The following is a 20,743-nucleotide window of genomic DNA, read 5'->3' as shown; positions in this document are numbered from 1 at the left end:
AGATGTGTATAAGAGACAGGCGTACGTCTGCCGATCGTTCACTTGCTCGCCACCGCAGACCGAGGTCGAGGACGCGCTGTCGTGGGTAGAACGGCTCGCGCCCGACACGGACGCGGATCCGGAATCGACTCCAACGGACGACAGCCCGCGTTAGTTCGTCGGCTCGGGCGCGTCGAGCTGCTCGGCGAGATGGACGATCGGCGGTTCGGGTTCGTCCTCCACGAACCGTGCGACTTCCTCGCCGTCGTGCTCGATGACGATCGTCGGGATGTACTCGATTCCGTACTCCGCGACCAGTTCGCCCTGCTTGTCCTGATCCAGCGCGTACTCTTCGATCCGCTCCTCGGGAACGTCGGCCTCGCCGAGCGCCGCCGCGAAGTCCGGGAGGATGGCTCGGCAGTCCTTGCACCAATCGCCGGCCCAGACTCGGACGGTGAGTTCGTCGGCGTGTTCGGCGACGGCGTCGACCGCGTCCTCGTAGCCCGCAGGATTCCAGACGGGATTCGGCGACATCGTTTCGAGGCTCATGGGTGTCGTTCGGTGCCGGCGTGCTTAGGCTTCCCGCATCCTCCACACGACGTCGATAAATCACGTCGCGCACGAATCACCGATCCCGTCATCGGTTTAGGGCCACGCTCCGTATCGCCACGCAATGGACGACAGCATCCTCGACGCCATCGGATCGCCCCTCGTGCAGGTCGGCTCGCCCGAGGGTGCGACCGTGGCCGCGAAGATCGAGTCGAAAAACCCCGGCGGGTCGGCGAAGGACCGCCCCGCGAAGGCGATGGTCGAGGCCGCAGAGCGCGAGGGGAGCCTCGAACCCGGCGATCGTCTCGTCGAGCCGACGAGCGGCAACACCGGAATCGGCCTCGCCGTCGTCGCGGCGGCGAAGGGGTACGACCTCACGGTCGTCATGCCCGCCTCGAAATCGGAAGAACGGCGGCAGGTCATGGCGGCCTACGGGGCGGACCTCGAACTCGTGGACGGTGAGATCGAGCAAGCGAAAGCACGTGCCGACGAACTCGAAGCCGAGGGAATGGTCCAGCTCCGGCAGTTCGAGAACCGGGCGAACGTCCGCTCCCACTACGAGACGACCGGCGCTGAGATCACGGAGCAGGTCGGCGATCGGACCGTCGATGCCCTCGTCGCCGCGGTCGGCACCGGTGGGACGCTCACCGGGATCGCCAGCCGACTCCGTGAGGAGTACCCCGAAATAGATGTCGTCGCGGTCGAACCGGAGGCGAACGCCGTGCTCTCGACCGGGGAAGCGGGAATCGACGATTTCGAGGGAATGGGCCCTGGGTTTGTGAGTGAGATCCTGGACCGCGAGCTGATCGACACGATCGAAACCGTCGGGATCGAGGCCGCAGAAGCCGAGTGTCGCCGCCTTGCGCGTGAGGAGGGAATCATCGTCGGCCAGTCGAGCGGCGCAGCGAACCTCGCGGCCCAGCGGGTCGCCGAACGGCTCGCCGAACCCAAACTTGACTGCCCGCCCGCCCCGACGGAGCTCCGGGCCGACGGAAGCGGAGCGGCCGCCACCGAGTACGATGACTGTCCGCTGGTCGTCACCGTCTTTCCCGACAGCGGCGAGCGGTATCTCTCGACCGGGATGTTCGACGGGTGATCGGCCGACCTCGTTGAGGATGGTTCACGGACACTCGTGACAGACTGGGAACTTATACCGGCACGAATCGTAGCTCGCGTCGTGAAACACCGCCGCCCCCGGACCGTCGGCGTTGCAGCGATCGTGTTCGCGTTCCTCGCGAGCGTCGTCGTCTATCCGGAGCTCCCGGCCAGGATGGCGACCCACTGGAGCGCGAGCGGCGAGGCCGACGGCACGATGTCGCGGCTCGCGGGTGCGTTCCTCCTCCCAGTGCTCGCGGCCGGGGTGTACGCGCTTCTCCTGGTCTCTCCGCAGTTTGATCCACGAAAGGCGAACGTTGAGCAATTTCGCGGGCTCTACGAGTGGTTCGCCGCCGGGATGACGTGGTTCCTGCTCTACGTCCACGGACTCGTGCTACTCTGGAATCTCGGCATCCAGCCACCTATCGGTGCGGCGCTCGCACCGGGTCTCGCTGCGGTGTTTTACGCGAGCGGACTCCTCGTCGAGCGCGCCGAACCGAACTGGATCGCCGGCGTCCGCACGCCGTGGACGCTCGCCGACGATACGGTATGGGAACGCACCAACCGCCGCGCCGCGCTCGCGCTGAAACTGTCGGGCGTCCTCTCGCTCGGCGGGCTCGTCTTCCCCGCAGCCGCCACCCTGTTCGTCGTCGTCCCGATCCTGCTCGCCGTCGTATACGTCACCGTCTACTCCTACGTCGCGTACCGACGCCAGCGGACGGCGTGAGGCGCGCGTTTCAGGCCGCGCAGTTGTTCGCACCTGTCTCGAGCATCGTCGCCGCACGCGTGCTCTCGACCCTCTCGACACCTCGGTTGATCGCGATCACCGTCTCGTAGTTGTCGGGTTTCTCGGGGACGTTCTCGACCATCCGCTCGACGAACGCCGCCCGGTCGAGGTCGACGAGGCCGAGTCGGTCCTGAACTTCCTCAAGAGATCGCCCGACGAGTTCGCCTGGTGAAGCGTTCTCGTAGGTGCCGTCGCTGTTCACGGTGACGTGGCCCGGCAGGACGGTCAGCGCTCCGGGGAGTTCGAGCAGCGTGTCGTGGAGCGTCTCGTACTGCATCTCCGCACCCTCTTCGGCCCCCTCCGCGCCGAATTCGAGCTCCGTACGACCGACCGAATCGAAGAACAGGCTGTCGCCGGTGAGCACGGCGTCGTCACCGACGCGGTAGGCGACCATCTCGGTGGTGTGGCCTGGCGCACCGAGCGTTTCGATCTCGGTATCACCGACCGTGATCGTCGCGCCGTCGGCCAGCGGTTCGAACTCGTGGCCGAGGTCGCGCTCGGTCGCGCGTTCGCCGAGGTGATAGGGGACACTGAGCCGTGTCGCGAGTTCCCGTCCGCCGGAGAGATGATCGGCGTGAACGTGGGTATCCAGAACGTGAGTGATCGCCATTCCGTGCTCGGCGGCGGTTGTCACGTACTGATCGGTGTGTCGCGTGGGATCGATGACGACCGCCTCGCCCGTACGTTTCGAGCCGACGAGATAGGAGAGACAGCCTTTCGCCCGGCGCTGGAACTGGACGACGTGGAGATCCTCGTCCCTCGTGTCCACACGAGCCGTCTCATACAGCGAGTTCCACTCGCGCATTCCCCCTGTCACGACCGCGACGTCCTCGAACCCGTCGGCGTCGAGTTCGGCGGCGAGGGTCGTCGACGTCGCCCCCTTCCCGCAGATCGTGACGATCCGCTTGTCGTCCGCCAACGAACTGATCGTCTCGCGCTGGTCCGTCCCCAGCGTCTCCGCCGGCCCGAACGGGACGTTCACCGCACCCGGCACGCGCCACGACTCGTAGCTGTCCGCCGGGCGCGTATCGATGAGTATGAAATCGTCCACACCTTCGTCCTGTGCGTCAGCGAGTTCTCTGGCAGTGATCGTCTCGAACATGGTTCTGGCTTTCTGTACGGTATTGGGACAAATAAACATTTCTCTGGCGTTTTCATCGGGTCCACGAATCGTATTGCCGACGACACACACCGGGTTCGTGCTCGGTGGTCGCCCGGCGACGCCGAACCCGGACGACCGTTCGATACGTGTCGGATGAATCCGTCTTTGGAGCGAAATACACCCGTGGTGTGGGCGGAGTCGGCCACATCACGACCCAACCCCGATGGCACTGTGAAAACCGACGTGAGGCTACTCGATCGTAGCGACCAGTAGAAACGTTTCCGGACGGGTGGTCTCGTGCTCGATCTCGAACCCGTGGTCACGGAGCGCGTCCGCGGCCGCGTCGGCGGTGTATCGCTCGTCGAGCGGCGGGCCGTTCTCGCCGGTTCCCGTGGCCGTCCAATCAATGATGACGAGTCGTCCCCCGGGCCGGAGCACCCGACGGATCTCCGCGAACGCGTCGTCGCTCGCGAACTCGTGATAGGTCATCGTCGAGAACGCGGCGTCGAGACTCGCGTCCTCGAACGGAAGCTCCTCGATGCCTGTCGTCACGGGTTCGACGTTCGTGGGAACCCCCTTCTCCCGGTAGTACTCGTGCATCGCTTCTTGGACGTCGACTGCGTAGACCTCGCTGGCGTGCGACGCGACGTCGTCGGTGTAAAACCCCGTGCCGCTGCCGAGGTCGGCCACGACGTGCTCCGGCGATGGCGAAATCGCCCACAGCAGCTCCTCGGCCGAGAGGAAGCGGTAGCGCCACGCCGTCTCCTCCAGCTTATCGGCGTTGTCGGCATCGAAGGTGTGATAGCCCATCGTCACAGCGCCTCGAACGCTTCGTCGGCGAGCTCGCCGGTGTCCTCGATGATGTCGGCCATCGCGTCGTCGTCCGGAGCCATCCCGACGAGCCGGGCGATCCGCATGATCGAGACGTGATAGACGGTCTGCACGCCGGGCTCTTCCTCCCAGACGACGACGTTGCAGGGAAAGAGCCCACCCATTCGGTCCTCACTGGCGTCGAGCGCGCGGTCGGCGATCGCGGGGTTGCACGCACCCAGCACGTAGTACGGGTCGCGGTCGGCGTCGACCTTCTCGTTGAGGAGCTCCGACGGCGAGAACTCGACAGGGATGCCGAAGCCCGCGTCGGTGAACACCGTCCGAACGTGTTCGATCGCGTCCTCGTGGCTCATCTCCAGGGTGGTTCGTTTCACACCGATGTCGTCTTCGTCCAGCTGGCTCGGGTCGATGGGGAGCGTCATCGTGTAGAGTATTGTGTCTGTCGTGAAAATCGTTTTCGGTTCGTGAGATCCGGTGTGTGGGAGCGGGCCGACTCAGACGAGGAGTTGGATGTCGGCGTTGGTCATGCGCTGGAAGGCGCTCGCCGCGCCGACGCCCGTCTCGACGCCGTCGTAGAAGTCGGCTTCGTCGTAGTCCAACAGATCGATCGTCATCTGACACGCCTGGAGATCGACCCCGCTATCGAGTGCGGTCCGAACGAGCTCTTCGACGCTCGCGACGTCGTTGTCGGCGATGCGTCGCTCCATCAGCTTCGCGGTCGCCCGATCCATGCCGGGAAGCGCCCCGATGACGTTCGGAATCGGCATGTTGGGATTGCCGACCGAACTCAGGCCCAGCTCCTGAGAGTGTTCCTCGTGGAGGAGTTCGAGCCCCCAGAACGTGTGAAACACCGTCACGTCCCAGCCGAAAGCTGCGGCCGTCGAAGCGAGGATCAGGGGCGGGTACGCCATGTCGAGGGTCCCCTTCGTCGCGATGATGACCATCCGCTGATCGTCGTCGTCCCGGATCGCGGCGAGTTCGGCTTCGAGCTCCTCGATGCGAGCTTCGAGGCCGGCACCGTCCTCGATCGACTCGCCAGCGGTGGATCGGGTCTCCGTGCTCATCGTCGCCTCTCAGTCGATCGACCGGTCGACGCGCACGACCCGATCTCGTCGGTGGCCGTCATGCGGTCTTCCGGACGTAGTGTTTGTACACGTCCCCGTCGTCGGTCTGATCGACCAGTTCGACGCCCGCGGTCGAGCCGGCCCACCCCTTGATATCGCTCATGCTCCCGGCATCGGTCGCGAGCACTTCGAGCACCTCCTCGCTCTCCAACTCGTCGGCCGCCTGCTTGGTCTCGATGACCGGCATGGGGCAGTTCTCACCTTTGACGTCGAGCGTCTCGGCAGTATCGTGTTCGTCGCTCATGTTCTGTCTTGCCTCCATCGAACAATACAACCTCGGTATTGCAAAAGTCTTGTGCATCTGTCGAACATCCCTCTCTCGAAGACCCCCGAAGACTGCACCGAATCCACTAAGGAGTCCATACAACCCATTTTCGACCGATCTATATTGCATAGAATTCACTATTCTATACGAACGCTTATTGGGATCGAACGGGTAGTGGCGGGTACGATGAGTGACGAAACGTTTCCCGACCCGGCTGTCGATGTCGAATCGATCGAGCCGAACGAACTGAAAGAGCGCATCGACGACAACGAGGACGTATTTCTGCTCGATACGCGTGCGAGTGAGGCGTTCGAGGAGTGGCACATCGACGGACCGAACGTCACCGTCCGGAACGTACCGTACTTCGAATTCCTGCTCGGCGACGTCGATGAGGAGGTCTTCGAGGGGATTCCCGACGATCGGGACGTGACGGTTCTCTGTGCGAAAGGCGATTCGAGCGAGTACGTCGCCGGCCTGCTGCACGAACGCGGCTACGGGGTGCGCCATCTCGCACGCGGCATGAACGGCTGGGCGGAGCTCTACGAATCCCACGAACTCGCCGTCGATGTCGACGCCACGATCGTCCAGTACCAGCGGCCCTCCAGCGGCTGTCTCTCGTATCTCGTCGTCAGCGGCGACGAGGCCGCGGTCGTCGATCCACTCCGGACGTTCACCGACACCTATCATCAGGACGCGCGCACGCTGGGGGCGAAGATCACGGCCGCGCTCGACACCCACATCCACGCCGACCACATCAGCGGGAACCGGCGTGTCGCCGCAGGGACCAGCGCGGAAGCGTTCCTTCCCGCATCCGCCGCCGAGCGCGGCGTCGACGACACTGCCTATGCGACGATCGAGGACGGCGAGACGATCGCCGTCGGCGAGGCCGAGATCGAGGCGCTTCACACGCCCGGCCACACGTCGGGGATGACCGCCTACCGGATCGGGAACGTCCTGTTCGCCGGCGACGGTCTGTTCATCGAGAGCGTCGCTCGTCCCGATCTCGAAGCGGGAGCCGAGGGCGCAGCCGACGCCGCGAAACAGCTCCACGAGACGCTGCACGAGCGTGTGCTGGAGCTTCCCGACGAGACCGTCGTTGCTCCAGGCCACTTCAGCGGGAACGCCGAGGCCGACGACGGCACGTACACGGCTCGACTCGGTGATCTCGAATCTCGAATGGACGCACTCGGAATGGACCGTGCAGCGTTCGTCGATCTCGTCCAATCGAATATGCCGCCACGACCGAGCAACTACGAGGCAATCGTCGCGACAAATCTCGGCGAACGCGAGCCGACCGACGAGGAGGCGTTCGCGCTCGAACAGGGCCCCAACAACTGTGCGGCGAGCCAGGACGCGCTGACGAGCGACTGATCGATGATCGGACAGTTCGACGTCCTGACGGTCATCGGACAGGCATCGCTCGCGGGGCTGTTCCCCCGTGGAATCGGCCAGTACGCCATCGGCGGCGTCCTCATCGGGCTCGGGGTTTCGATCATCTACCTCGGGACGGCGATCACGCCGGGCGCGAGCACGTTCTTCGAGTCGACGCTGTCGTACGTCTCGAAGATCCCACGATTCAACCGGGCGAAGTATCTCGCCACACGTGACTGGCGGCTCGTCTTCACGCTGAGCATGGTCGCCGGCGCGGCCGTCTACGCCCTCCTTCTCGGAGAGGGTGGCTGGACGACCGATGTCCAGCCGTGGCGACTGCTCGGCGGTGGCGTCCTCGTCGGTGTCGGGACGCGGATCGGGAAGGGCTGTACCTCCGGCCACGGGATCAGCGGGCTGGCGTCGCTGTCGCGGACCTCCTTCGCGAACGTCGCGACGTTCATGGCAGTCGCGATCGGGACCGCACTCTCGATGCAGGCGCTCGGGGTGACACCATGAGCGCGAACGGCACCCGTCACCCGCTGTTCGTGCCGCTGATCGCCGTTGGCGGATCGCTGTTCGGGTTCGGCCTCGCCTACAGCGGGATGGCGAGACCCGAGATCGTCCTCGATTTCCTCCAGTTGGAGGATCTCGGACTCCTCTTCGTGATGGGCGGGGCGGCGGCCGTCACTGGAACCGTCATCACGCTGGCGACGCGCCACCTCGACCGTGCACCGCTCACCGGCGATCCCTACGGCAAACGCGAGCGATCCTTCGACCGCAGCGTGCTCCTCGGCGGAGCGGTCTTCGGCGTCGGCTGGGGGATTTCGGGGCTCTGTCCGGGCTCGGCGTACGCCAGCCTCGGCATCGGGAACTACCCGATCCTGCTCGGGATCGCCGGGATGTTCCTCGGTGCGTACGCTCAGGGCTACTGGCGCGCGTATCGACAGGAAACCGATAGAACGGTCACACCGAGCGACTGATCGTCCCCGATTCGACTCCCAGATGATGCGAAACACCGAACACGAGCACGATACCGACCACGAACAGCTATCGCGGATCGAGGGGGACTCGTGAGCGACGACACACCCTTCGATCCGACCGGTGAGGTCGAGCGCCACATCGGTCGCGGGATGTTCGAGGAAGGGATGGGGCCTGGCTCCTCGATGGCCCATCTCTACCGCGGCGAGGTCCACCGGATGAAGTTCTGGCGCGAGCGCCTCGATCGCACGACCAACTGGGCCATCACGATCATGGCAGCGATCCTGACGTGGGCGTTCACGGGCAACAACCCCCACTACATCGTGCTGATCGGACTGGCGATGCTCACCGTCTTCCTCGTGATCGAGGCCCGTCGATACCGGGGCTACGATCTCTGGCGGTCGCGCGTCCGACTGATGCAGGAGAACGTCTTCGCGAACGCACTCGACGCCTCGAAGGACATCAGCGACCCCCACTGGCGACGCGAGCTGAGCGAGGACTACCGCCAGCCGAAGATCAAGATCAGCTTCGAGGAAGCGCTCGCCCACCGCCTGCGCCGGGTGTACCTTCCACTCATGGCCGTGCTCCTCGTCGCCTGGTTTATCCGGATCACCGCCTTCATGCAGGCGACGGAGTGGCCGGCGAGCGCCGCGATCGGTGCCATTCCCGGAATCGTCGTGACCGGACTCGTCGCCGCGTTCTTCGTCGCCGCAACCGTAGTCGCCTGCCGACCGCGGACGTGGAAGGCGAACGGTGAACTCCGACTGACCGACGTCGATGTCTGGGGCGACACCGAACAGTGAGCCACACTCTCGATGGCACGAGTTCGACCGTGATGGTCGTGTACAGTCGTGCGGAGCATGCACAACGTCTTTATTCGCTCCACGACTACAGGGCGTAACCAATGCCCGACTCGATGGCGGAGTATCTTCGTGCGGACATGGAGTGTGAGGGGCTCCTCGAATGTTTCCACGGCCTGACCGATCTCGACCGGGACTGCTTCGAAGTCGTCGTCAGTCACGACGCAGCTCTGACCGTCGACGAGATCGCCGAGGAGGTCGACCGAGAACGCTCGACGGTGTATCGCTCGCTCCAGCGACTGCTCCAGGCGGGGTTCGTCCAGAAAGAGCAGGTCAACTACGAGCAGGGTGGCTACTACCACGTCTTCCGGCCGACCGATCCGGACGTCGTCGCCGACGAGATGCAACGCATGTTGAACGACTGGTACGCGAAGATGGGCCAGCTCATCGGGGAGTTCCGGACGAAGTACGAGCCGTCCGACCAGCCCACGGCGGCCGTCGAGGGCTGAGTCACCCGAACCGCGCCGGGCGACGATCCCACCGGCAGTTCAGGTAGAGCAGTGACTGAACGGACGACGGAGGCTCGTCCGCACGGAGCGATCGTGAGATGCCGAGCGCACCTGGGACCTGCGGACTTTTATCACCCGCCACCCAACACCGGCCATGCGCGTTGGCCTGGTTTCGGTCGGCGACGAACTCCTCGCGGGCGACACCGTGAACACCAACGCCGCGTGGCTCGGGAGCCGGCTCACGGAGCGCGGCGCGACGGTCGAGCGGTGTGTCGTGGTACCCGATCGGATCGAGACGATCGCGGACACCGTCGCAGAACTCCACGACCGCTACGACGCGGTGCTCGTCACGGGCGGACTCGGGCCAACCCACGACGACCTGACGATGGACGCCGTGGCGGCGGCGTTCGACCGCGACCTCGAAACGAACGACGAGGCGATCGAATGGCTCGCCGAACACGGCGGCTACGAGCGCGCGGATCTCGCTGCTGGCACCGCCGACCTCCCGGCGGGCGCACGAGTGCTCCACAACGAGGCCGGGGTCGCGCCAGGCTGCGTTGTCGAGTCGGTGTACGTGTTTCCCGGTGTCCCCGAAGAGATGCACGCGATGTTCGAGACGGTCGCGGGGGAGTTTTCGGGGACGATCTCGCACGTCGAGTGGGTCCGCGCCGCCGAACCCGAGAGCGCGCTGCTCGACCGGATCGCCGCTGTCAGGGAACGCTTCGACGTCACGGTGGGAAGCTATCCGGGCGAACACGTCCGACTCAAGCTCCAAAGCGACGACGCCGAGGAGGCGGCGGCGGCAGCCGCGTGGCTCAGCGACCGTGTCGACGTGGCGGAGCCAGCCGACGAATCGGCTGAAGCCGGCTCGAGCTAATCACCGGATTCAGCGGTAGAGATACGCCCACCAAACCGCGGCGATGACGATCCCCGCGATTCCGACCGCGTAGCCGGCTCCGTTGATGACACCCGTCTGCACGCCCTCCTGGAGGAGTACGCCGATCTCGCTCATGCCGGACGCTTGCGCGCCCGGGATTTAAGCGTTCCATCCGAGCTACACCAACTCGAACCACTACCGCCGGAGCCGGACCGCTTTTCTCGTCGCCGGCGATAGCGAGGGTATGCGACGGGTCGGCTTCGTGGTGAATCCCATCGCCGGGATGGGTGGCCGTGTCGGGTTGAAAGGGACCGATGGCAAGGTCAAGGAGGCACGGGCACGCGGCGCAGAGCCGCGCGCACCAGGTCGCGCCCGTGACGCGCTCGCGTCGCTCGTTACTCACGCTGCGGACGCGGACGAGACGATCGAACTCCTTGCTGCCGGCGGCGAGATGGGTGCGTCGATCGTCCACGATGTCGATTTCGAATGCGAAGTCGTGACCGACCCGCCCACGGAGACCGGGGCTGCCGACACCCGTGAGGCCGTCCGGCGGTTCGCCGAGCACGTTCCGCCGGCGGCGGAACGGAACGGTCGAGCGGCGGAGCCGCGAGACGAGGGGGTCGATTTAGTCCTGTTCGTCGGCGGCGACGGCACCGCAGTCGACGTCGCCGAGACGCTCGAAGAGCGTAGTAGTGAAATTCCGATTCTGGGGGTACCGGCTGGCGTCAAGATCTACTCCTCAGTGTTCGCGGTCTCGCCCCGCGCGGCAGGTCGGATCGCGGCGACGTTCGACGACACCGAGTCCCGCGAGGTGAACGACATCGACGAGGACGCCTATCGCGAGGGCGAGGTCCACACCGAGCTTCGAGCGCTCGCCCAGGTTCCAGTCGCCGAGGAGATCCAATCGAGCAAACAGCTCGGCGGCGGCACCGTCGCAACGCTCGCGGCGGGGGTCGCGAGCGAGATCGAGCCTGGCACGACGTACGTACTTGGTCCCGGCAGCACCGTCGGGGCGATCGCGGACGAACTCGGATTCGAAGGAACGCCGCTCGGCGTCGACGTCTGGCGTGCGGACCCGGCGGGGCCGGATGCGGGCGAGTGGCCGGCGGGCGAGGTGCTCGCCCGCGACGCGAGTGCCGACGAGATCCTCGCGTGCCTCGGCGACCGGAACGTGGTGGTCGTCTCGCCGATCGGTGGCCAGGGGTTCGTCTTCGGCCGCGGCAACCAGCAGCTCTCGCCCGACGTGCTCCGACAGTCGGATGTCGAGATCGTCGCCTCGCGCCGCAAGCTCGACGACATCGGTGTGCTGCGCGTCGATACTGGCGACACGGACCTCGACGACGAACTCCGGGGCTGGCGGAAGGTCAGGATCGGGCGGGTCGAGCGCCGGCTGATGAAGGTCGTCTAGCGTTCAGCCAGTGAGCTAGTAGGCCGCCGACTTCGTTTAGTGACATAGGGAGAAGATTAAGGTGTGTGGGCGCGTCGACTCCCGGTATGGTTGAGACGCGGAAGGTCCAGCGGCTGGGCCCCTCGACGCTGGCGATGACGTTACCGGCCGAGTGGGCGTCGGCACACGATGTCGAGAAGGGCGACGAGGTGTCGCTTCGGATGGGCGGCAAGGGGACGCTGACGGTGCTGTCGGAGTCGGCCCAGACCGAGGAGTCGAAGGCGACGATCCACGCCGAGAACCTCGACGCGGACGCGGTCGAGCGCGCGATCGTCGCGCAGTACGTCCTCGGTCGACGGGTGATCCACGTCGAGGTCGCGGAAGGTACTCTCGACTCCGAACACATCAACGCGGTCTACAACGCCGAAACCCAGCTGATGGGCCTCGGCGTGATCGAGGAGACTCCCGAGCGTATCGCGATCCGGTGTTCGGTCGATCCCGAGGACTTCACGCTCGACAACCTCCTCGAACGGCTCGAATCCACGGGTTCGACGATGCGCGAGGAGGCGGTGAAGGCGCTCGCGCTCGGCAACCCCGACTTCGCCCAGCGCGCGCTGAACCGCGAGCGCCAGGCCAACAAGATCTTCGTCCTTCTCCTTCGGCTGATCTTCACCGCCTACCAGAACCCCAACCTCGCGCGGGCGGTGGACCTCGACGACGGCTTTCCCCTGGTGGGGTATCGCGCCATCGCGAAGAACCTCGAACTCACCGCGGACAACGCAGAAGACATCGCCGACATCGCGATGGAAACGCCGGGCCACACCCTCGATGTCGACGACGCGACGATGCGCCGCATCCGGGAGTTCACCGATCAGGTCGACGAGATCTCCGCACTCGCGGTCCAGGCGGCCGTCGAACGCGACTTCGAGCGCACGATCGAAGTCCGGCGGCAGTTCGCCGAGATCAACGACCGCGAGAGCGAGATCTTGGACGACCTGCCCGAGATGGACAACGAGAGTCTCCTCCGGGTGCGTGAGGTGCTCGTCAGCCTCGCCAAGACGGCGGAGTACGCCGTCCGGAACGCCGAGATCGCGACGAATCTCGCGCTCAACGAGGAGTCCGAACACACCACGATCCTGTAGCAACGGGCTCGATCGCGCCCACAGTTCACGCGATCCAGCGTGATCTCACCCACCCGAGGTCGACGTTTCTGCCGACACCTGTCGGGCGTCGACGATCCGTCCACCGGGTGTCTCGACGAGCACCGTATCGCTGGCGTCGTTGATCACTGGATAGAAGAAGCCAGCGTAGCGCTCGGCACCGGTGTTGTCGCCCCGCCCGGTGTTGAGCGTGACTGTCTCACCGGGTCGGAGGACGTACCGGGAGAACGTGTGCTGTTGCCCGTCGTCGAAGTCCACGACGTACCCATCGAGATCGAGCGATCGGTTGCCGGCGTTGCGGAACACGACCGTCTCGTTCTCGGCGTCGAGGCGTGTGATGGTTAGCTGTGCTGACTGCGGTGTCGGCGATCCCGAGGCTGTCGTCGATGGCGGGGTTGAGGCAGTCGACGTGGCCGTCGTGGACGGTGTCGGAGTCGCCGTCGGCGGACGTTCCGGTGTCGGTGTGGGGGTCGGGGTCGGCGTTGCTGTTGGCGTCGGCGTCGCGGTTGCAGTCGGTATTGCGGTCGCAGTCGCGGTTGCTGTCGCCGTCACGGTTGCAGTCGGCGTCGTCGTAGTGGTTCGCGTCGGCGTTGCGGCCGTCGTGGCCGACGCGGTTTCGGTCGCCGTTGGGGTCGCTTCGGCCGACTGGGACGTGTCGGTTGGCGATGCGGTGATGGGAGCCGTCGACTCCGTCGTCGCGGTCGGTGTCCCCTCGTCGACAGGCGCGGCCAACTGCGAACAGCCCGCGAACACCGCACAGATCGCGAGGGCCACGACGATCGCGGACCGCCGTTGCATGGTCTCGTCTCGTAACCGGGGACACAATTACCTTGCTAGTACCGAACACCGATGGGAAGCCACTTCCCAAGGGACGACCGCTCCGGTCGATCAGCCGTCGGCGGCGAGCACGTCGGTCTCGACCTGGGTGGTGTACCCGAGCTCGTCGAGCGGGACTCGGACCGTCTCACCGTCGGGGAGTTCGACGACGGCAGTGAAATCGACCTGGAGCTCGGTTTGTTGCTCTCGTTCGATATGTGACACCCACCACTCGTCGAGTTTGCTGTTATCGATCGCCACGTCCCCACGGATCGTCTCCTGGCCACCGGCGGGGACGGTGTATCCGCGGGCAGTGGTCCCGTTGCCGACGGTCACGTCGTTCATCGTGACCTCGTAGTCGATCCGACTGATCGCGTACGGGATCGACGTCGGGTTCGAGACGACGATCTCGGTGGCCAACGGCGTCGCCTCGTCGGTCACCTCGCCCCACGTCGCGCTCGTTCGGTCGACGACCAGCACCGGATCGTCGACGAGCGGGAGATTCGCGTTCACCGGCCGCGATTCGGTCGAATTGAACCCATCCGTGATGTGGGTCTCGATCGTTTCGGTCTCGCTGACGCTGGCCGTGCGACCGAGTAGCGACGAGCGCACGCGCGCGGTCGCGACGACCTGCGATCGCTCGCCGTTCGCGACGTGGCTCGCCCACCACGCGGGAATTCGCTGGTTGTCGATGGCGGTCGTGAGACCGATCGTCGTGTTGCCGTCGCTCAGCTCGAACCCGTTTTTCTTCCCAGTGCCCATCTCGATGTCGTTCATCGTGATGGTGTGGCCGACCGTGGTGTTGCTGAGGCGGACGCCGATCGGGTTCGGGTTGGTGACGACGACGTCGGTATCGACGACGGTCGTACTCGCGTTCACCCCGGCGAACCGGCTCTCGGAGTCGACGATCGACGGTCGCTCGATCACGCCGAACACCACCGCCCCGCCGACGATCAGCCCGAGAACGACGACGGCGATCACGAGGGTGCGCAACAGGCCACGCAGGCTCATCCGGGTGGCGATCGCCTCATTGGCTGGGATCGGGCCGGCGGCGGCATAACCTCCGCGGCATGGAACGATACTGTCGGAAAAACGTCTTCACCCATCGAAGACGAACGAATCGCGGGACAGCGATCGGGTGTTCACGCATGGACTCGTGGTTCGTTCTTTCCGACAGTATAAGTCCCCGCCGCCGATAGCGGTGGCATGGCTACCGAAACCGTCGGAAGCGACCGCAGTGTAGGGTTTGCGGTGTTGTTCGGGTTGCTCGGACTCGCTGGCGCGCTCGTGGCGTTCGCCGCCGCGCTCGCGCACAGTCAGGTCGTCGCCGCGTGGGGCTTTGCGGCCGCGGTGCTCGCCGGTGCGATCCTCGTGGTCGGGATTCACCTCACTGGGTGAGGACGACGGAGACAGGAGCGGCTCGATTCGCCACAAAGGGTTAAGGACGTCACGGCCGTAGTACGTACAATGAGCGACTTCACCGAGGAAGACCGCCGTATTCTCGCGTACCTCCACGACAGCGTGTCGCGTGGCGAACGGTACTTCCGATCCAAAAACATCGCCGAGCAGCTCGGCCTGAGCTCGAAGCAGGTCGGCGTTCGCCTCCCGCGGCTGGCCGAGCGCACTGACGACATCGAGATCGAGAAGTGGGGTCGCGCCAAGTCGACGACGTGGCGCGTTTCGCCGGGCTGACTGTCCGGACTCGTCGACCGAACGACAGCCGATCGATCGCGGCCGTGCTTTCTCGGGTCGGCGGACTTTTACCCGACCGAGCCCTCTACTCGATATGACTGTCCGGGTCGAACGCACCTTCGAACTCGAAGCCTCGCCCGAGCGCGTCTGGGAGTTCATCGCCGACCCGGCGAAACGCGCGCGCCCGATCAGCGTCGTCGAGTCGTTCGACGTCCACGACGACACCCACGCGACGTGGCACATCTCACTCCCGATCCCGTTCGTCAGCCAGACGATCGCGGTCGAGACCGAGGACACCGTTCGTGAATCACCCGAACACGTCGAGTTCGTCGGCCGTTCGCGCGTGATGCGCGTCATCGGCGAACACGATCTCGAACCGCTTGATGGCGGCGGCACGCGACTCAGGAATCGCTTCACCGTCGAGGGGAAAGTACCGGGCGTCGAGCGCTTCTTCAAACGCAACCTCGACGGCGAGCTCGACAACCTCGAAACCGCTATCCGGAACGCGGCCGAAATCGAGGCCTGATGGAACTCGCGCTCCTCCAGCTCCGGATCGAGGCCGGCGATGTCGCTGGCAACGTTGAGCGGGCGCTGGGCGCGATCGAGGACGCGGCCGCGGCGGGTGCGGAGCTCGTCTGTCTCCCCGAAATCTTCACTGTCGGGTACTTCACGTTCGACGAGTACGAGCAGCGTGCAGAATCGCTCGCCGGGCCAACACTCGGCTCGGTGGCCGACGCCGCAAACCATCACGACGTGGCCGTGCTCGCGGGGAGCATCGTCGAGGATCTCGCGGCGAGCGCGGCGGACGGATTGGCGACGCCTGCCGAAAGCGGTCTCGCGAACGCGTCGGTGTTATTCGATCGATCGGGCGAACGCCAGGCGACCTACCGAAAGCACCACCTGTTTGGGTACGACTCGGCCGAAGCCGACCTGCTCGTGCCCGGCGAGTCGCTCGGCGTGGCCGACATCGGCGGATTCACGGTCGGGATGACGACGTGCTATGACCTCCGCTTCCCCGAACTGTACCGCGATCTCGCGGAAGCTGGCGCGGACCTGATTCTGGTTCCGAGTGCGTGGCCATACCCCAGAGTCGAACACTGGCAGCTCCTCCCGCGAGCGCGAGCGATCGAGAATCAACTGTTCGTGGCGACCTGCAACGGCTCCGGCGTGTTCGAGAGCGAAGCGTCCGACGCCTCGGAAACGGCGCTCTGTGGACGCTCGACGGTGTACGATCCGTGGGGCGACGTGCTGGCCGAGACCGACGACGCACCGGCCACCGTCACCGCCGACATCGATCCCGGCCGGGTCGAGACGGTCCGCGAGGAGTTTCCGGCGTGGCGCGATCGGCGACGATAGACGGGAAACGAGAGGTTTATCCGGCGCACGAACCTTATCCTAGGTGCCGGTACGTGACGCTTTTCTCGTTGCAGCCGGCAACAACGCGCCCGCCACCACCGCGCCCACCGCACCCCCACCCCCACCCCGTTTCGCTCGATACACTCAAAACCGGTAAGCCCCAGCGACGCCGGTTCGATCAGTGTGCCACGGCGCTATTGAACCCGTAGAGGCGACGGGATTCACTGTTTGACGGCCTGTTCGACGTTGTAGACGCAGTAGTCAACGCGACCTCGCAGAAATGACGAGTCAGTAACGAATCTCCCGTCGTACCAGCTGGAGCATATCAGAGAATCGGACCAGTCCCAGAGTCTTGATCGAACTATCGTGACCGATGCTTTTATCCACCTCAGTTTAGATGGATGATCCGGTATTTCATGGCAAACGAGAACGAAGCGAGGACGGCCCGCGAAGAGTGGGGGACTCGGTTCGGATTTCTGATGGCGATGCTCGGGGGGATGGTGGGCTCGGGTAACATCTGGCGGATGCCGTACACGACCGGTCAGAACGGTGGTGGAGCATTTCTCCTGGCCTATATCATCCTTCTCTTCGTGATCGCGATACCCGGATTGATGGCCGAGACCGCGCTTGGCTCGTACACCAAACAGGGAGTCATCGGAGCGTTCAAGAAAACGTATGGACGCGGCTGGTCGGAGGGGTTCGGCCTCGTCGTCGTCGTCGTCACGATGGCTCTCACCTCGTACTATCTCCCCGTGGTTGGACAGGTCACCTACTACGTGGCACACTCGTTCCTGCTCACGTTCTCTCAGCCTGGCTTCGAGTCCGTGGCTTTCTGGAACGAGTTCACGGCCTCACCGTTGCTCACGATCGGTACCCACACGATCGCGACCGTACTGGTGGGTGGTGTCCTCCTCTTCGGTATCAAGCGTGGGATCGAACGCGTCGTGAAGTGGATGATCCCGCTGCTGGTCGTGACGCTGATCGTGGTCGCTGTGCGTGGGCTGACACTACCGGGCGCGACTGCAGGGCTCGCCTTCGTGCTCACGCCGGACTGGAACTATCTCGTTCGCGGCCAGACGTGGATCGCTGCCCTCGGACAGGCGCTGTTCTCGACCGGCCTGGGATGGGGGATCGCGCTCACCTTTGGGAGCTACCTCCGCCAGAACGACGACATCCCGCTAGGAGCGGGGATATTCACTGCGATCGGCAACACCAGCATCGGACTCCTGTCGATCTTCGCCGTCTTTCCCGTGGTCTTTGCATTTGGGCTCGAGCCAACCGCCGGTGCCGAGCTGACGTTCGTCTCGCTGGTCAGCGTGTTCCCCCAGATGGCGGGCGGCCCGATTTGGGCGATCGTCTTTTTCGTCGGCTTTTTCTTCGCGGCCCTGTCGACGGGTATCGTCATCACCGAGATCGGCGTGTCGACGATCATCGAGGAAACACGGCTGGATCGAACCCAGACCGTTCTCGTCGTCTGTACGATCGTCTGGCTCCTCGGGATTCCGAGCGCCTACTCCTCAGCGTTTCTCGGCACGATGGACTTCATGTTCGGGAACTGGGGGCTGCCGCTGGCAACGCTGCTGATTATCGGTACGGTCGGCTGGAAGATCGGCCCCGAACGCCTCCGCGTTATCGAACTCAATCGCAACGCGGACGTCTACATCGGTTCGTGGTGGAACCCGGTAATCAAATACGTCATCCCGCTCGTGATGGTGTTCATCATGGCCTACTACCTCTTGACGAACATTGCGGGTTCGACGTTGCAGACGGTCGGCGGGGTCGTCCTCATGACGGTCTTGCTTACTGGGGCAGTGCTCGTCATGCGCGTGGTGCGACAGCGGGAGAGCACCAACGTAGCCTCCGGGGGTGACTGAAATGGCGCTCAGTACGGCCGCTTGGGTCGTCATGATCGGTTCGATTTCGGTCCTATGGGTGCCGGCCGTGTGGGCGTTGGTTCGCACGCTTCGGGACGAAGGTCAGAAACTCGAACTCCTCACCGAACAGGGGAAGATCGATACCTACTCGCCGCAAGCACTCGGGGAACTCCACGAGTGGATTCAGGCCCACCCCGATGACACGTACGAACCCGAGGCTCGTCGCCGGTACAACGAGTGCGTCGAGACGCTCCGCGATATCGAGGAGCCGTTCTACGATTGGTCGGACGCAGCAGTTGATGATCTGCAAAAGTTCGATCGATCAGAGTAGGTGATGTCAGTGGACTCCGGCTCTCCCCGTCACGGCACTGCGACGGTGGACGGGTAACGTCCCTTCGCGTTCGATGTCCGACTTCGAGGCCACGGTAACGCGTGGCCGTCTGCCGATGGTGGGTTGCGAACCGTGATATCCTACCGTGGATTCCCACGGCTTTAGCCGTGGAAAATATCAAAATGGCGCACTTTACGGGTTCAACTGAGCCACGTGCCACAAAACCGAGTGTGGTCGTCGCTCCGCCGCTCAGTCCTCGTCGGTCGTGATGTCGGCCGACAGTCCCTGTGCCATCTCGATCCCCTCAGAGTTGTTGAGCGTCCACGCGGTGCGCTCGGTGACGGCCTCGATGACCTCACGCGCGCTGGGGTAGCCGTTGCCCGACTTCTTCACCCCACCGAACGGGAGGTGAACCTCCGCGCCGATGCAGGGGAGGTTGCCGTAGGCGAGCCCGATCTCGGCGTTGTCGCGGAAGTAGTTGATCTCGCGGTAGTCCTCGGAGATGATCGCTCCCGCGAGGCCGTACTCGGTGTCATTGTGAAGCTCGACGGCGTCCTCGATGTCACCGGAGTACTTCAGGAGAGCGACGTGGGGACCGAAGACCTCCTCGTGAGTCACGCGAAGGTCGTCTTCGGGATCGGCCTCGTAGACGAACGGCCCGATCCAGTTGCCGTCCTCGTGACCGTCGGGAATTTCGTCGTCGTCGAGATCCGCGCGGTCGACGAGCACGTTGACGTCCTCGTCGCGTGCGAGGTCGTTGTAGCCGGTGACCTTCTCTCGGTGATCGGGCTCGATCAGCGGCCCCATGAACGTGTCCTCTTCGAGAGGGTCGCCGACAGCGACGTCCTCGGCGACGTCGACGAAGCGCTCCTTGAACTCGTCGTAGCGATCCTCGTGGATCATCAGCCGCTCGGAGGAAACACACCGCTGGCCGGTGGTCTTGAAGCTCGACATGACGGCGGAGTGGACCGCAGTATCCATGTCGGCTTCGCTGGAGACGATGATCCCGTTCTTGCCGCCCATCTCACACGCCGCGAGCTTGCCGGGCTGGCCGCCGACCTCACCGGCGATCTCCTGGCCGACCTCGGCCGAGCCCGTGAACAGCACGGTATCAGTGCGGTCGTCGTCGACGATGGCCTCGCCGGCGTCGCCGTAGCCCTGGACCATGTTGAACACGCCGTCGGGAATCCCGGCGTCCTCGAACATCTCGGCGATGACCTGGCCACACCACGGGGTCTGCTCGGCGGGCTTCCAGACGACGGTGTTGCCTTCGACCAGCGTGACCGCCATGTGCCAGAAGGGGATCGCGACCGGGAAGTTCCACGGCGAGATACAGCCCACGACGCCACGAGGGCTCCGTCGCATGTAGGCGTCCTTGCCGGGGATTTCGGACGGCACGACGTCGCCGTGGGGATGGCGGGCGTTGCCGGCAGCCCACTCGACCATGTGCCACGCCTCGGTCACGTCCGCTTTCCCCTCGGAAATCTCCTTGCCGCACTCCTTCGTGACGACCTCGCCCAGCTCCTCGTGACGATCCTTGAGTTCGTGGTAGATGTCCCAGAGGTACTCCGCACGGTCGATGTACGACAGCGCGCTCCACTCCTCGAAGGCCTCGTCGGCGGCTGCGAGCGCGCGGTCGACATCCGAATCGGTGCCTCGGTGGAACTCGCCGAGCGTCTCGCCCGTCGCCGGGTTGATGCTCTCGAACGTTTCGGTTCCCTCTCCGTCGGTCCATTCGCCGTCGACGTAGTGCTCCGACGGCTCACTGAGTTGCTGACTCATCTCGGCAAGAATTGCGCGGGCCGGGTACAAAAACGTCGCGCTGTTCACACCGGACACGGCCGAGAGGCGATGACGACG

26 protein-coding genes are annotated in these 20,743 nt (G+C 64.8%); 16 read left to right on the top strand and 10 right to left on the bottom strand.

Annotated elements, in window-relative coordinates; all coding sequences use genetic code 11:
* Positions 1-150 precede the first annotated feature (150 nt).
* A complete protein-coding gene (locus tag C450_RS00615; protein WP_005038678.1) occupies positions 151-528 on the bottom strand; it encodes a thioredoxin family protein in 378 nt (125 codons plus the stop codon).
* Positions 529-652: 124 nt separating this feature from the next.
* On the opposite strand from C450_RS00615, the gene C450_RS00610 reads away from it, so the two are divergent.
* Together C450_RS00610 and C450_RS00605 are read left to right on the top strand one after the other, a co-directional pair.
* Positions 653-1,624: a PLP-dependent cysteine synthase family protein gene (locus C450_RS00610; protein ID WP_005038676.1), complete on the top strand. Its 972-nt coding sequence runs from the start codon at positions 653-655 to the stop codon at positions 1,622-1,624.
* 81 nt (positions 1,625-1,705) lie between these two features.
* Positions 1,706-2,350: an SdpI family protein gene (locus C450_RS00605; RefSeq protein WP_005038674.1), complete on the top strand. Its 645-nt coding sequence runs from the start codon at positions 1,706-1,708 to the stop codon at positions 2,348-2,350.
* Between the two features lie 10 nt (positions 2,351-2,360).
* On the opposite strand, the gene C450_RS00600 is transcribed toward C450_RS00605, so the two are convergent.
* The 5 genes from C450_RS00600 to C450_RS00580 form a co-directional block, all read right to left on the bottom strand.
* A complete protein-coding gene (locus tag C450_RS00600) occupies positions 2,361-3,512 on the bottom strand; it encodes an MBL fold metallo-hydrolase (RefSeq protein ID WP_005038673.1) in 1,152 nt (383 codons plus the stop codon).
* A gap of 249 nt (positions 3,513-3,761) precedes the next feature.
* On the bottom strand, positions 3,762-4,322 hold the full coding sequence (locus tag C450_RS00595; protein WP_005038672.1) for a class I SAM-dependent methyltransferase: 561 nt from the start codon (positions 4,320-4,322) through the stop codon (positions 3,762-3,764).
* Positions 4,323-4,324: 2 nt separating this feature from the next.
* The gene (locus C450_RS00590; RefSeq protein WP_005038670.1) at positions 4,325-4,765 is read right to left on the bottom strand and encodes a DUF302 domain-containing protein; all 441 of its coding nucleotides are present in this window, start codon (positions 4,763-4,765) and stop codon (positions 4,325-4,327) included.
* Positions 4,766-4,837: 72 nt separating this feature from the next.
* Positions 4,838-5,407 (bottom strand): DsrE/DsrF/DrsH-like family protein, encoded by a 570-nt coding sequence (locus C450_RS00585; protein WP_005038668.1) that lies wholly within the window; start codon positions 5,405-5,407, stop codon positions 4,838-4,840.
* A gap of 58 nt (positions 5,408-5,465) precedes the next feature.
* On the bottom strand, positions 5,466-5,711 hold the full coding sequence (locus C450_RS00580; protein WP_005038667.1) for a sulfurtransferase TusA family protein: 246 nt from the start codon (positions 5,709-5,711) through the stop codon (positions 5,466-5,468).
* A 207-nt stretch (positions 5,712-5,918) separates the two neighbouring features.
* Between C450_RS00580 and C450_RS00575 the strand changes: the two genes are divergently transcribed.
* From C450_RS00575 to C450_RS00550, 6 genes are all read left to right on the top strand, one after another.
* Positions 5,919-7,103, top strand: coding sequence for an MBL fold metallo-hydrolase (locus C450_RS00575; protein ID WP_005038665.1), 1,185 nt, complete (start codon positions 5,919-5,921; stop codon positions 7,101-7,103).
* Between the two features lie 3 nt (positions 7,104-7,106).
* Positions 7,107-7,619, top strand: a complete 513-nt coding sequence (locus C450_RS00570; protein WP_005038664.1) for a YeeE/YedE family protein — start codon at positions 7,107-7,109, stop codon at positions 7,617-7,619.
* Positions 7,616-8,083, top strand: coding sequence for a YeeE/YedE family protein (locus tag C450_RS00565; protein WP_005038663.1), 468 nt, complete (start codon positions 7,616-7,618; stop codon positions 8,081-8,083). The genes C450_RS00570 and C450_RS00565 overlap by 4 nt, the downstream gene beginning before the upstream one ends.
* Positions 8,084-8,173: 90 nt before the next feature.
* Positions 8,174-8,884, top strand: coding sequence for a DUF2270 domain-containing protein (locus C450_RS00560; protein ID WP_005038662.1), 711 nt, complete (start codon positions 8,174-8,176; stop codon positions 8,882-8,884).
* Between the two features lie 101 nt (positions 8,885-8,985).
* A complete protein-coding gene (locus C450_RS00555; protein WP_005038661.1) occupies positions 8,986-9,390 on the top strand; it encodes a helix-turn-helix domain-containing protein in 405 nt (134 codons plus the stop codon).
* Between the two features lie 154 nt (positions 9,391-9,544).
* A complete protein-coding gene (locus C450_RS00550; RefSeq protein WP_005038660.1) occupies positions 9,545-10,267 on the top strand; it encodes a competence/damage-inducible protein A in 723 nt (240 codons plus the stop codon).
* A gap of 9 nt (positions 10,268-10,276) precedes the next feature.
* Here C450_RS00550 and C450_RS23135 read toward each other — a convergent pair whose 3' ends face one another.
* On the bottom strand, positions 10,277-10,402 hold the full coding sequence (locus C450_RS23135) for a hypothetical protein (RefSeq protein ID WP_273837564.1): 126 nt from the start codon (positions 10,400-10,402) through the stop codon (positions 10,277-10,279).
* Positions 10,403-10,511: 109 nt separating this feature from the next.
* Between C450_RS23135 and C450_RS00545 the strand changes: the two genes are divergently transcribed.
* Together C450_RS00545 and C450_RS00540 are read left to right on the top strand one after the other, a co-directional pair.
* A complete protein-coding gene (locus tag C450_RS00545; RefSeq protein ID WP_005038659.1) occupies positions 10,512-11,675 on the top strand; it encodes an ATP-NAD kinase family protein in 1,164 nt (387 codons plus the stop codon).
* Between the two features lie 86 nt (positions 11,676-11,761).
* The gene (locus C450_RS00540) at positions 11,762-12,796 is read left to right on the top strand and encodes a phosphate signaling complex PhoU family protein (protein ID WP_005038658.1); all 1,035 of its coding nucleotides are present in this window, start codon (positions 11,762-11,764) and stop codon (positions 12,794-12,796) included.
* A 45-nt stretch (positions 12,797-12,841) separates the two neighbouring features.
* On the opposite strand, the gene C450_RS00535 is transcribed toward C450_RS00540, so the two are convergent.
* Both C450_RS00535 and C450_RS00530 read right to left on the bottom strand, forming a co-directional pair.
* A complete protein-coding gene (locus tag C450_RS00535; protein WP_005038657.1) occupies positions 12,842-13,612 on the bottom strand; it encodes a lamin tail domain-containing protein in 771 nt (256 codons plus the stop codon).
* A gap of 90 nt (positions 13,613-13,702) precedes the next feature.
* The gene (locus tag C450_RS00530) at positions 13,703-14,641 is read right to left on the bottom strand and encodes an LEA type 2 family protein (protein WP_005038656.1); all 939 of its coding nucleotides are present in this window, start codon (positions 14,639-14,641) and stop codon (positions 13,703-13,705) included.
* 195 nt (positions 14,642-14,836) lie between these two features.
* On the opposite strand from C450_RS00530, the gene C450_RS00525 reads away from it, so the two are divergent.
* From C450_RS00525 to C450_RS00500, 6 genes are all read left to right on the top strand, one after another.
* Positions 14,837-15,028, top strand: a complete 192-nt coding sequence (locus C450_RS00525; RefSeq protein WP_005038655.1) for a DUF7525 family protein — start codon at positions 14,837-14,839, stop codon at positions 15,026-15,028.
* 69 nt (positions 15,029-15,097) lie between these two features.
* On the top strand, positions 15,098-15,322 hold the full coding sequence (locus C450_RS00520; protein WP_005038654.1) for a DUF7123 family protein: 225 nt from the start codon (positions 15,098-15,100) through the stop codon (positions 15,320-15,322).
* 94 nt (positions 15,323-15,416) lie between these two features.
* Positions 15,417-15,848 (top strand): SRPBCC family protein, encoded by a 432-nt coding sequence (locus C450_RS00515; RefSeq protein ID WP_005038653.1) that lies wholly within the window; start codon positions 15,417-15,419, stop codon positions 15,846-15,848.
* A complete protein-coding gene (locus tag C450_RS00510; RefSeq protein ID WP_005038652.1) occupies positions 15,848-16,678 on the top strand; it encodes a carbon-nitrogen family hydrolase in 831 nt (276 codons plus the stop codon). The genes C450_RS00515 and C450_RS00510 overlap by 1 nt, the downstream gene beginning before the upstream one ends.
* A 416-nt stretch (positions 16,679-17,094) precedes the next feature.
* Complete coding sequence (locus C450_RS00505) at positions 17,095-18,552, top strand: sodium-dependent transporter (protein WP_005038650.1); 1,458 nt, start codon at positions 17,095-17,097, stop codon at positions 18,550-18,552.
* A gap of 1 nt (position 18,553) precedes the next feature.
* Complete coding sequence (locus C450_RS00500; RefSeq protein ID WP_005038649.1) at positions 18,554-18,883, top strand: hypothetical protein; 330 nt, start codon at positions 18,554-18,556, stop codon at positions 18,881-18,883.
* Positions 18,884-19,132: 249 nt separating this feature from the next.
* Here the strand turns inward: C450_RS00500 and C450_RS00495 are convergent, their stop codons facing one another.
* On the bottom strand, positions 19,133-20,665 hold the full coding sequence (locus tag C450_RS00495) for an aldehyde dehydrogenase family protein (protein WP_005038648.1): 1,533 nt from the start codon (positions 20,663-20,665) through the stop codon (positions 19,133-19,135).
* Between the last annotated feature and the right edge of the window lie 78 nt (positions 20,666-20,743).

Source organism: Halococcus salifodinae DSM 8989 (assembly GCF_000336935.1).
In the GTDB taxonomy this organism is placed as follows: domain Archaea; phylum Halobacteriota; class Halobacteria; order Halobacteriales; family Halococcaceae; genus Halococcus; species Halococcus salifodinae.
The sequence above is the reverse complement of the archived record's forward strand: the minus strand, read 5'-3'. Positions and strand labels throughout refer to the sequence as shown.